The 11,669-nt window shown below is 62.9% G+C and carries 10 protein-coding genes; 7 read left to right on the forward strand and 3 right to left on the reverse strand.

Annotated features, from left to right (window positions below; all coding sequences use genetic code 11):
* Positions 1-9 precede the first annotated feature (9 nt).
* Complete coding sequence (dacB, locus tag FDM28_RS02565; RefSeq protein WP_138512726.1) at positions 10-1,506, forward strand: D-alanyl-D-alanine carboxypeptidase/D-alanyl-D-alanine endopeptidase; 1,497 nt, start codon at positions 10-12, stop codon at positions 1,504-1,506.
* 44 nt (positions 1,507-1,550) lie between these two features.
* Here dacB and FDM28_RS02570 read toward each other — a convergent pair whose 3' ends face one another.
* From FDM28_RS02570 to purE, 3 genes are read right to left on the reverse strand one after another with little or no spacing between them, the layout of a single operon-like run.
* The gene (locus FDM28_RS02570; RefSeq protein ID WP_138512728.1) at positions 1,551-2,612 is read right to left on the reverse strand and encodes an L-threonylcarbamoyladenylate synthase; all 1,062 of its coding nucleotides are present in this window, start codon (positions 2,610-2,612) and stop codon (positions 1,551-1,553) included.
* Positions 2,613-2,638: 26 nt separating this feature from the next.
* The gene (locus FDM28_RS02575) at positions 2,639-3,823 is read right to left on the reverse strand and encodes a 5-(carboxyamino)imidazole ribonucleotide synthase (protein ID WP_138514219.1); all 1,185 of its coding nucleotides are present in this window, start codon (positions 3,821-3,823) and stop codon (positions 2,639-2,641) included.
* Between the two features lie 53 nt (positions 3,824-3,876).
* Positions 3,877-4,380, reverse strand: coding sequence for a 5-(carboxyamino)imidazole ribonucleotide mutase (gene purE / locus FDM28_RS02580; protein ID WP_138512731.1), 504 nt, complete (start codon positions 4,378-4,380; stop codon positions 3,877-3,879).
* Between the two features lie 37 nt (positions 4,381-4,417).
* On the opposite strand from purE, the gene trxA reads away from it, so the two are divergent.
* The 6 genes from trxA to FDM28_RS02610 all read left to right on the forward strand — a co-directional run bounded on the left by trxA (position 4,418) and on the right by FDM28_RS02610 (position 11,665).
* Entirely contained in the window at positions 4,418-5,374 is a 957-nt protein-coding gene (gene trxA / locus FDM28_RS02585) for a thioredoxin (RefSeq protein ID WP_138512733.1), read from the forward strand.
* Between the two features lie 156 nt (positions 5,375-5,530).
* Positions 5,531-6,217 carry a response regulator gene (locus FDM28_RS02590; protein ID WP_138512735.1) on the forward strand — a complete coding sequence of 229 codons (687 nt, stop codon included), beginning with the start codon at positions 5,531-5,533 and terminating at the stop codon, positions 6,215-6,217.
* Positions 6,214-7,281 carry a sensor histidine kinase gene (locus FDM28_RS02595; protein ID WP_138512737.1) on the forward strand — a complete coding sequence of 356 codons (1,068 nt, stop codon included), beginning with the start codon at positions 6,214-6,216 and terminating at the stop codon, positions 7,279-7,281. The genes FDM28_RS02590 and FDM28_RS02595 overlap by 4 nt, the downstream gene beginning before the upstream one ends.
* On the forward strand, positions 7,278-8,354 hold the full coding sequence (locus FDM28_RS02600) for an ABC transporter ATP-binding protein (RefSeq protein WP_138512739.1): 1,077 nt from the start codon (positions 7,278-7,280) through the stop codon (positions 8,352-8,354). The genes FDM28_RS02595 and FDM28_RS02600 overlap by 4 nt, the downstream gene beginning before the upstream one ends.
* 11 nt (positions 8,355-8,365) lie before the next feature.
* Entirely contained in the window at positions 8,366-9,391 is a 1,026-nt protein-coding gene (locus tag FDM28_RS02605) for an ABC transporter substrate-binding protein (protein WP_138512741.1), read from the forward strand.
* A 72-nt stretch (positions 9,392-9,463) separates the two neighbouring features.
* Complete coding sequence (locus FDM28_RS02610; RefSeq protein ID WP_138512743.1) at positions 9,464-11,665, forward strand: ABC transporter permease; 2,202 nt, start codon at positions 9,464-9,466, stop codon at positions 11,663-11,665.
* Positions 11,666-11,669: the final 4 nt, after the last annotated feature.

An 11,669-nucleotide genomic window follows, 5' to 3' on the forward strand; every position in this document is an offset into this window, starting at 1 on the left:
AATGCCTGCATGCATCTTCGTCGCTTCCTTTCCCCTGATTCCCGTCGCGCCCTCGGGGCTGCATTCGCCCTGTGGGCCGTGCTTTTGAGCACCTCCGCCAGCGCCCAAACCCTGCCCCCCGAGGTGGACGCCGCGCTGGCCCGCGCCAAGGTGCCGCGCGACGCGGTGTCGTTTCTGGTGGTGGATGCCCAAGGGGGCGCCACGCCCCGGCTGGCCCACCGCAGTGCCAGCCCCATGAACCCCGCGTCGACCATGAAACTGGTGACCACCATTGCCGCCCTCGACCTGCTGGGCCCGGCCTACACCTGGGCCACCCCGGTGTACGTGGACGGCACCGTGCAAAACGGCGTACTCAACGGCAACCTCTACGTCAAAGGCTTGGGCGACCCCAAACTGGTAATGGAGCGCCTATGGCTGCTGCTGCGCCGGGTGCAGGGCATGGGCATCAAAACCATTGCCGGCGACATCGTGCTGGACCGCAGCGCCCTCGACTTGCCGGAGCCCGACCCTGCCAAATTCGATGGTGAGCCCCTGCGCCCCTACAACGTGGCGCCGGACGCCCTGCTGATCAACTTCAAGTCAGTAGTGATGACATTCACCCCGGACCTCGGCGCCAAAGTGGCCCAGGTGCAGTACGACCCGCCCCTAGCTGGCGTGAGCCTGCCCACCACTGTGCCACTCAACAGCACAGCGACCGACTGCGGCGACTACCGAGGCGCCCTCAAAGGCGACTTTGCCGACCCGTTGCGCTTCCGCTTCGGCGGCAGCTACCCCGCGAGCTGTGGCGAGAAGGTATGGCCCATCGCCTACGCGGACCCCAAGTCCTATCCGGGGCGTGCCGCACAAGGCCTGTGGGAGAGCATGGGTGGCAAGGTGCTGGGCACCGTGCGCAATGGCAGCGTGCCCGCCCCCCTGTTAGCCGGCAAGCCCGCGCTGGTGGTGAACTCGGCCACGCTGGCCGAGGTGATCCGCGACATCAACAAGTTCAGCAACAACGTGATGGCGCAGCAGGTGTTTCTGACCCTGGGCCGGGTCGCAGGCAACGCCCAAGGCCTGCCAGCCGATGTAGTGGCCGACGCCAACCTGCCCGCGGGCAGCTTTGCCGCCAGCCGCGCGCTGGTGCAGCGCTGGTGGAAGGACCGCATCGGCACGGACGACGCACCCGTCATGGACAACGGCTCCGGCCTTTCGCGTCAGGAGCGCATCACCGCGCAGGCCATGGGCCGCTTGCTGCAGGCCACCTATGCAGCGCCCTTCATGCCGGAGTTGATGTCGTCCTTGCCGATTACCGGGGTGGACGGCACCCTCAAGCGCATCAAAACCCGCACCAGCGGCACCGCCCACCTCAAAACCGGCACCCTCACCGGCGTGGTGGCCTTGGCGGGCTATGTACACGCGGTCAGCGGCAAGCGCTATGTGCTGGTGGCCTTCATCAACCACGCCAATGCCAACGAAACCCGGCCTGCGCTGGATGCGCTGGTGGACTGGGCGGGGCGGGATCAGTAAGAAAACCGGCTGATGGTCGGCAAGAGTGCCGACAGTGGCCCGTTTCAGGCTGCAGCGCGGGTCAGACGGTCACGCACGCCATCCCACTCGGGGGTGTCAGGCGGGGTTTCGACCCAAATTAGCGTGACGCCCTGCGCATCCATCTCCCGCAGCTTGGAAAACAGCTCGTGGGCCGCCGGCTGGGCATGCGTCGGCATGCGGTGCGCAGCCACCAGCGGCGAGCGCACATGCAGCGGGCTGCGGTGGTACAGCGCGATGGTGGGCCGCTTGTCCGGCGGGGTGGTGCCGCTTAGCAAGTCCAGGGCGGATTGCAAGGCTTTGGCATCCATCAGGCGCACGGTGGCGCTGGGCGCGTAGTGCGACTCCAGGGTCCCAGAGGCCCGTGGCGCTTGTTGACGCTGCGCATCTAGCTCTTCTTTTGATAGCAATTTGCATCCGCAAGCGTCTTCCACCTGCTGGGCGGTGATGGAGCCCGGGCGCAAGAGCACCGGCGCACCCCGAGTGCAGTCGATGATGGTGGACTCAATGCCCACTTCGCAGGGGCCGCCATCGAGGATCAGCAAGTCGTCCCCGAATTCGCTGTGCACATGGGCGGCTGTGGTGGGGCTCACACGGCCGAATTTGTTGGCGCTGGGCGCGGCAATGCCCCAGACTTCGCGCCCGCCGTCCGAAGGCTTACGCAGGGTTGCTAACACCGCTTGGGCCACCGGGTGGGCCGGGCAACGCAGGCCAATGCTGTTCTGCCCCCCGGCTGCGGCTTCGCCCACGCCGTCTTTGCGCGGCAGGATCAGGGTGAGCGGACCGGGCCAAAAGGCCGACATGAGCTGCTGCGCAAACGCAGGCACCCGGGCGCAGTAATGCGCCACCCCGCCCATGCCGCCGTCAAACGCAGCCACGTGGACGATCAAGGGGTGGTCCGAGGGTCGGCCCTTGGCAGTGAAGATTTGGCCCACGGCCACCGGGTCAGACGCATCCGCACCCAAGCCATACACCGTCTCAGTAGGCAAGCCAATCAGGCCGCCAGCGCGCACCGCGTCTGCGGCAGAAGCTATGGAATCAGGAGCAAGCTCCACCCCGTCAGCGAATTGGTAGGCAGAAACAATCATGCGCGGGGCGACTCGCTAACAGGCATTCAGAATGCGGCAATGCCGAGGATGCGCGCCGCTTCCAGCGCGGTGGCTCGCACCTGCTCGATGCTGGCGCCGGTGACGTTGAGGTGGCCCATCTTGCGGCCCTTTTTGGCGTCCAGCTTGCCGTACAAGTGCAAATGGGTGCCGGGCAAAGCCAGCACGGCCGACCAGTCAGGCACACCGCCGTTACGACCATCTTGGGGCCAAATGTCGCCCAACAGATTGAGCATGATGGACGGGCTGTGCTGACGCGGTTGCACCAAGGGCAAGCCCGCCAGCGTGCGCACCTGCAGATGGAACTGCGACACATCGCAGGCGTCCATGCTGTAGTGGCCGCTGTTGTGGGGGCGTGGGGCCATCTCGTTGACCACCAAGCCACCTAAGCCTGCGGCGGCGGGGTGGGATTCGTCCAGCACGAAGAATTCCACGCACAGTACACCGACGTAGTTCACGCCCTGCGCTATCGATTTCGCAGCAGCCACTGCACGTTCGGCGAGCGCTGGAGGCACATTTTCTTCATACACCTCGGTGACTGCCAGAATGCCGTCCCGGTGTAAGTTGCGCTGCACCGGCAGGTTCACACAAGCGCCATCGGCACCGCGCGCCACGATGACGCTGCACTCCCACTGCAGGGGCAGCATCTTCTCCAGCACGCAAGGCACCTGCTTCAGGTCGGCCCACGCGGCGGCCAACTCGGCGGGCGTCTTCACGCGGACCTGGCCTTTGCCGTCGTAGCCCATGCGGGCGGTCTTGAGAATGCCTGGAAGCAGGTTGGCATCGATGGCAGCCAGTTGCTCGGCGGTTTCAATCACCGCGTACGGCGCGCAAGGCACGCCGCATTGCACAAAGTGGGCTTTTTCGGCTGCACGGTCCTGCGCAATCGCCACGGCTGCTCCGCTGGGCGCCACGGGCCGGCTTTGGGCCAGCTGGTTCAACGCCTCAGCCGGCACATTCTCAAACTCGGTGGTGATGGCGGCAGACACGGCGGCCAGTCGGGCCAGTCCCTCTGCATCGGTGTAAGCCGTTTGCACATGGTGGTGGCTGATGCGGCCGGCCGGGCTGTTGTCGTCCGGGTCCAGCACCGCAGTGAAAAAACCCATCTGCTGCGCGGCGTGGGCAAACATGCGGCCGAGCTGGCCGCCGCCCATGACGCCCAGCGTCATTTCCTGTGAACCGCCCAGGGTCATTTCCTTGGGTCCGCCCAGCTTCATCCCGGAACCACCCACTGCCTGTGCCACCATTACGCGTCGCTGCCGGTCACCGGCAGGGTCATGTTGCGGGCGGTCTGGGTCTGGTCGACGCGGTAGGCGTCCAGCTCCATGCGCAGGTCGGGGTTTTCATTGGCCAAGAGCGCCACGGCAAACAGGGCCGCATTCGCCGCACCCGCGTTGCCAATGGCAAAGGTAGCGACCGGAATACCCTTGGGCATTTGCACGATGCTGTGCAGCGAGTCCACGCCTGAGAGTGCCTTGCTCTGCACCGGCACACCCAGCACGGGCACCGTGGTTTTGGCCGCCAGCATGCCCGGCAGGTGGGCCGCGCCGCCGGCACCGGCGATGATGGCTTTGAGGCCCCGGCCTGCGGCGGCCTCAGCGTAGCGGAACATGTCATCAGGCATGCGGTGGGCGGAAATGACGCGCGCCTCGAAGCCGATACCAAACTGTTGGAGAATCTGGACTGCGTGTTGCATGGTGTCCCAATCCGAGTTGGAACCCATGACGACGCCGATTTGAATTGATTTCATTGTTGAATTTTACTTTTTCACCCCGAGCTACTTGCCCATGATCGACGTCACCCTAGAAAACTTCGAAACCGAAGTCATCGCCGCCTCCCATCAGGTGCCCGTTCTGGTCGATTTCTGGGCGCCTTGGTGCGGGCCTTGCAAGACGCTGGGACCACTGCTGGAAAAGGTGGAAGCCGACTACGGCGGCCGCTTCAAGCTGGTGAAAATCGACTCCGACCAGGAGCAGCAGCTCGCGCAGGCCTTCGGTATCCGCAGCATTCCTACCTGCGTGCTGATGATCAATGGCAAGCCGGCCGATGGCTTCATGGGCGCGGTGCCCGAAAGCAAGCTCAAGGAGTTTCTGGACAAGCACGTGCCCTCCGAAGAAGTGCTGGAGGCAGAAGCCGATGTGGAAGACGCCCAATCCTTGGCTCAAGCAGGTGACCCACGCGCCGCCCTGCAAAAGCTGCACGAAGCGCTGACGCTGAACCCCGGCAACGATGACGCCCGCTACGACTACGTCAAGCTGCTGATTGAGAACGACATGATCGAAGACGCCGAGGCCGCTTTGGCCCCGACGCTGGCCTACATCCCCAAGCAGCAGCGCTTCGAGGCACTGGCGCAGTTTCTGGATGCCATCAAGTTCGTCCTGACCGACGACAAAGGCCTGTGGACACCCGCCCAGTTTGACGAAGTGATTGCCACCAACAAGCGGGACTTCGACACCCGTCTTGCCAAGGCCCGTGTGCTGATGGTGGGCGGAGACTGGACCGGCGCCATGGATGAGCTGCTGGAAATCATCATGCGCGACAAGGCGTGGAACAGCGAAGTGCCGCGCAAAACCTTTGTCGCGATTCTCGAATTGCTCACCCCGCCCAAGCCCAAAGCGGACTCGGCAGCTGCCGGCAAAACAGCCGGTGGCATCGAAGTACTGGGCAAGGTGGTGGCCGAGCAAGACCCGCAAGCGCAGCTGGTGGCCAGTTACCGCCGCAAGCTGAGCATGGCGCTGAACTGATACCGCGCTTACCCCTCAAGAAACCGCCAGATGGCGGTTTTTTCGTTTCCGGGCCAATGGACACGCAGGTAACGCCTGCCACATTTCAAGTTTCTTTCATTCAACCTGCGCGCTAACCCCATTGCGGGGCCAGCCCCCTGACAGCACGATACCGGTATGGATGTGTTGTTGGTGGAAGACGATCTGGATCTGGTGGACGCCTTGGGGCGTGTACTCGCGTCGCGCGGGTTCAAGCCGGTGTGCTGTGCCGATGGGCACGAGGCGCTGGCATGGATGCGCAAACGCAGCTTCGACGCGGTCATCTTGGACCTGAGCTTGCCAGGGTTGGATGGTCTGGACGTGTTGCAACGCATGCGGGACCTCGGGTTGCGCTTGCCGGTGCTGGTAGTCACGGCCCGCACCTCCATCGGCGAGCGGGTCACCGGCCTGACCCTCGGCGCCGATGACTACCTGACCAAGCCTTTCGACACGGAAGAACTGGTGGCTCGCCTGCGTGCCCTGATGCGCCGCAGCCAGGGCATCGAAGACTTCCGTTGCGGGCACTTGCAGCTCGACATGAACCAGGGGTTATTCCTGCGATCAGGACGCCCTTTGGACATTGCCCCTCGCGAAAGCGCGATGCTGCGCGCCTTGATCACCAAGCCGGGCCGCCCGGTGTCCAAAGACGACCTGTACCAGGCCATCTTTGGCGACGATGCCAGCCATCAAAGCGATGCCATTGACCTGCTAGCGCACCGTTTGCGCAAGCGCTTGGCAGGCAGTGGCGCCGCCTTGTTAACGATGCGCGGTATCGGCTACCTGCTGGTGGACGAACTGGGTCACGACAGCAAGGATCCGGCATGACCCAGACCAACGGCAAAGCCGCGCTGTCCATGCGGAAGCAGTTGTTACTGATGTTCGTGATCTGCACCGGACTGGGGGGAGCGATCGGCGCCATCGGATCCACGACACCGTGGCTTGCTGTCTGCATGGCACTGGCTAGCGCACCAGCCCTGTGGTGGCTGGCGGGGCATTGTCTGCGGCCACTACAAGAACTAACGACCACCGTAGCTAGCCGTCAACCCCAGGAAACAACGCCCTTGGGCCATACACCGGCCGTAGAGTTGGAACCCATCGTGCACGCCCTGAATGTGCAATGGCAACAACAACGGGATGCCCTGGAGCAACAGCAACGCTTCATTGCGGAAGCCTCGCACCAGTTGCGCACACCGTTGGCAGTGCTGAAAACCCAAGTGCAAGGTGTCACGTCCGGCGAACTACCGGCCTCGGACACCCTGCCCAAAATGCTGCGCACGCTGGATCGCGCGAGCCATCTGGCGAATCAATTGCTGTCGCAGGCCAAAGTGGAGCAAAAGGTCCGGCAGGCGCAGTGGAGCTTGGTGGATATGCACCACCTTGCCAGCGACATTCTGGTGGAATTTGCACCCTTGATCGCCCGCAAGCAGCTGGAAGTGTCCTTGGACGCCGAACCCGTACGGCTCATGAGCGATAGCTGGCTGGTCGGTGAAATGCTACGCAACCTGTTGGCCAATGCGATCCGCCAGTCCGCTACCGGAGCCAGTCTGGGCGTGGTCATCCGCCACCTGCCAGACGAACTGGAGCTTTTAGTCTGGGACAACGCAGGAGGGTTGGACGAAGCAGTCCGGGAGCGCCTGTTCCAACCCTTCGAATCGGCCAGCGGAGGCACCGGAGTGGGCCTGGGCCTGTCGATCTGCAAACAAATTGCTGTGTCCATGCACGCGACGCTGGACCTTTACAACCGTATCCAACAAGGCGCAGTGGTGGGCGTCGATGCCGTCGTCCGCTGGCCCCGGCCTGCGCATGCCATGGCACAAGACTCCGCAGTACCAGCCCGCTCGATGCCGCATGCAGCCTTGTCGGAAGCCACCTTGAGGATGCCAGCATGAGGCCCGGTCTGGAAATCCGCGGGGTAACCAAGACCTACGCCAATGGCTATCGGGCGCTGCACGGCGTGGACGTGCATATTCCAGATCGTCGGTTGACGACGCTTCTGGGCCCCTCCGGTTGCGGCAAAACCACGCTGCTACGCCTGGTAGCCGGACTGGAAACACCCGACGAAGGGCAGCTGATTTTTCACGGGGAAGACGTCACGTCCAAGAGCGCTGAACAACGGGACCTCAGCCTGGTGTTTCAGAGCTACGCCCTGTTTCCCTACCAGAGCGTGGAAGACAACGTCTGCTATGGCTTGCGCATGCAAGGCTTGTCGGCGGCAAGCCAGCGCGAGCGCAGTGCCCAGGCCCTAGCACTGGTCGGCCTGCAAGGCTTGGAAGATCGTATGCCGCACGAGTTATCCGGTGGCCAGCAACAGCGCACAGCTTTGGCCCGTGCACTCGCATTGCAGCCCCGCATCCTGTTGCTGGATGAGCCCCTCTCCAACCTCGACAGCAACTTGCGACGCCATATCCGTGAAGACATCCGCGCCCTGCAACAGAGGCTGGAACTGACGGTGCTGTACGTCACCCATGACCATGCAGAAGCCATGTCGGTCAGCGACCGCGTCGTCGTCATGCAAGAGGGCCGGATTGTGCAAATCGGTTCCCCGCGGGATCTTTATGAGCACCCCCTGTCAGAGTTCGTTGCCGCCTTCATGGGGGACGCTGCCACTTTCGACGCAGAGGTGGACGCCCAAGGTCTGGTGCATCTAGGCCCCTTGCAGATCGGTCCTGACCCCGGACTGCGCCGTGGCGCGGTGCGCATCGTCGTGCGCCCGCACGCCTGGCGCATCGCACCGGCCAGTTCGGCCGGATTGCCGGGCAAAGTCTTGCGGAGCGCCTTTTTGGGCTCCTCTACAGAGGTGTGGGTGTACACCACCTTGGGCGAGATATTGGTGCTCATTCCGTCACAAGGGGCGGCCTATGCCTGCGGCGCCCCGGTCAGCTTGTTTTTGTCAGCACAGGGGGTCAGCGTGCTGTTGCCCTCCGTTTTTTCCAACGCATCCGAACCCCTGGTCCAACACTAAAGGAGACTTCCATGAAAAAAACCCACCTGATCGCTGCTGCGTGTATCGCGCTCTCGCAAGCCAGTGTGTATGCCCAATCCGGCAGCGAGGTCAACATCATCTGCTCGGGCCAAGCGCCGTGGTGCAGCATGATTGCCGTCACCTTCGAGAAAAGCCAAGGCGTCAAGGTCAATATGACCCTCAAGGGCTCGGGCGAAGCCGTCGCCCAGCTCATGGCCGAAAAAGCCAACCCCAAGACAGACATCTTTTTCGGAGGCACGGGCGATCCGCACCTGGTGGCTGCCGAACAAAACCTGACTCAGGAGTACAAGTCGCCCCTGCTGCCGAAGTTGTACGACTGGGCGCAAAAGCAGGCCGCACAGTCCGGCTACAAGACGGTGGGCATTTATTCCGGACCTTTGGGCTTTGGATACAACACCGAGCTGATCGCCAAGAAGAAGCTGCCCATCCCGAAGACGTGGGCGGATCTGATCAAGCCTGAATACAAAGGCGAAATCCAATCCGCCAACCCGTCCTCCAGCGGTACGGCCTACACCATGATTGCCACGCTGGTGCAGCTGATGGGAGAAGACAAGGCCTATGACTACCTGGCCAAGCTGCACAAAAACATTGCCACCTACCAGCGCTCCGGCGTAGGCCCCATCAAGGCCGTGGCAAGGGGCGAAGCCGCTATTTCCATCAGCTTTGTGCACGACGGCCCCGGCGAAAAAGCCCAGGGCTTCCCCCTGGAGACCATCACACCGTCCGATGGCACAGGTGCAGAGATTGGCTCCATGTCCATCGTGCGCGGTGCGCGCAACCTGGAAGCAGCCAAGAAGTTTTATGACTGGGCTTTAACGCCCGGCGCGCAGGCGCTGGGCGCTGCCACGCTGCAATTCCAGCTGCCCTCCAACCGCGAAACCAAGGTGGACCCGCGCGTACCGGACTTCCGCAAGATCAAGATGATCGACTACGACTATGCGAAGTATGGCCAGTCCGCAGAGCGCAAGCGTCTGATCCAGCGTTGGGAACGCGATGTGAACGGCCAATCCCGCTAATCCCGCATTCCCTGCTAACCCGCCCGCCGCTGCGCTCTGCAGCAAGCAGGGCCCTGCCTCACGCTGGATGACATGAACACTTTTCACCCGTGGCGAACACGCCGCGTCATTGCCCTTTGGGCCACTCTGGGCGCTGCGGCCTTTGTGCTGCTGCCCTGGTATTTTCTTCAACGGGGGAGCCTGTGGGAGGCCCTGCCCGGCCTCTGGGGCTCCGCCGCCAGTGCCAACGGCTGGACTCACATGACGAGCCATGCCCACCCCTGGCTAGGGATAGGCCTCGGGGGACTGCTACTGGCAGCCTCCGCCGTATTCGCCCACACACCGCGCCGCCAGGGTCTGTTGTTGTGCAGTGGGGCAGGCCTTGGGCTGGCCGGGCTGGTGATCAGCGGATTTGCCATCGGTATGGTGGGGTGGGCTTGGGATTGGCTCACTGCATTGGCAGGCGCCACGGACTACACGCAGCCGGGCATGGGGTGGGGCGCCATGGTGTTGATAGTGAGCCTGCTGGCACTGCTCTCCATCGGCGTAGCCCGACTTGGAGGATTCAAGGGTGACGCCTTCGTAGCCGGTGCCGTGTTGTGTTGCACCGCCTTGCTGGCGCTGTTTGTGGTCTACCCGGTTCTCAAGTCCTTGATGGGCAGCGTGCTCAATGACGAGGGACTATTCTCCATCAGCGCCCTGTGGGACCGGATCGGCACTGCCCGCATCTGGGGACTCGGATGTATCAGTGGCCAAGGCCGCTGCGGTGTGGCGTGGAACACCCTGGGTCTCGCACTGCTCACCGCCACGGGGACCACGTTCCTGGGCACCTTGATCGCACTCTGGGCGGAGCGGGAAGCAAAAGCACTCGCCAAGCCGCTCAACATTTTGGCCATGTTGCCTATCATCACGCCGCCGTTTGTGGTGGGCTTGGGGCTGATTTTGTTATTTGGGCGTGCCGGGCTCTTCAATCAATATCTGGAGTGGGCTTTTGGCATTGAGCCCACGCGCTGGTTTTATGGCTTCTTTGGTGTCTGGCTGGCGCAGTTGTTCGCCTTCACCCCTATTGCCTTCATGATCATGCGCGGTGTGGTGCAAGGCGTGAGCCCTTCGATGGAGGAAGCCTCCCAGACCCTGCGTGCCAGCCGCATGCAGACTTTTTGGACCGTCACCCTGCCATTGCTCAAGCCGGGCTTGGCCAATGCATTTCTGGTGGGCTTTATCGAGAGTATGGCGGACTTCGGGAACCCGATCGTGGTCGGCGGGCAGTTCGCCGTGCTGTCGACAGAAATCTTTTTTGCCATCGTGGGAGCGTCCCTGGACCCCGGAATGGCTGCGGCTTTGTCGCTGATCCTGACGGTGTTTGCGCTGGCTGTCTTCTTCATCCAGCGCAGGGTCCTTGGCAAAGGCAGTTTCACCACGGTTGCCGGCAAGGGCGATGCCGGTCTGCCCATGCCCCTCCCCGCGGGTATCCGCAAGCTATGTCTGGGTGTGGCGGGGCCCTGGCTGGTGTTCACGCTGGTTGTGTACCTCTTTGCCTTCGCCGGTGGTTTCGTCCAGACATGGGGGCGTGACTACACGCTCACGCTGAATCACTTCCGCACGGCCTTTGACGTGCAATGGGGAGAGTACGGTGTGGTCTGGGCAGGTACTGCCTGGAACTCGCTGTTCACCACCGTGTCGCTGGCAGCCATGGCGGCCCCTTTGTGCGCGGGCCTCGGCCTGCTGATTGCCTGGTTGCTGGCGCGTGCAGAGTTCCGGGGCAAGGCCAGCTTCGAATTCTCTGCACTCTTGACCTTTGCAGTTCCGGGCACGGTGCTGGGTGTCAGCTACATCCTGGCATTCAACGTACCGCCGGTGGAGTTAACCGGTACCGGGCTGATCATTGTCTTGTGCTTTGTGTTCCGCAACCTGCCGGTCGGGGTGCGTGCCGGGACTGCCGCCTTCAAGCAATTGGATCGCTCCCTGGACGAAGCGTCCCTGATGCTACGCGCCAACACCCTCACCACGTTACGCCTGGTGGTATTGCCCCTCATCAAATCGGCGCTGGTAGCAGCACTGGTGTATTCGTTTGTGCGCTCCATCACCACCGTGTCTGCCGTGATCTTTCTGGTTACTGCGCAGTACGAACTGTCCACTACCTACATCATCGGCCGCGTCGGCAATGGTGACTACGGCGTGGCACTGGCGTATTGCACGGTGCTGATCCTGCTCATGTCCTGCAGCACCCTCTTGGTACAGGCCCTGGTGGGTGAACGCAAACTTGGCCGCCGCCATGCTGCGACGGCCCATTGAAATA

Source organism: Rhodoferax bucti (assembly GCF_005876985.1).
Classification (GTDB): domain Bacteria; phylum Pseudomonadota; class Gammaproteobacteria; order Burkholderiales; family Burkholderiaceae_C; genus Allorhodoferax; species Allorhodoferax bucti.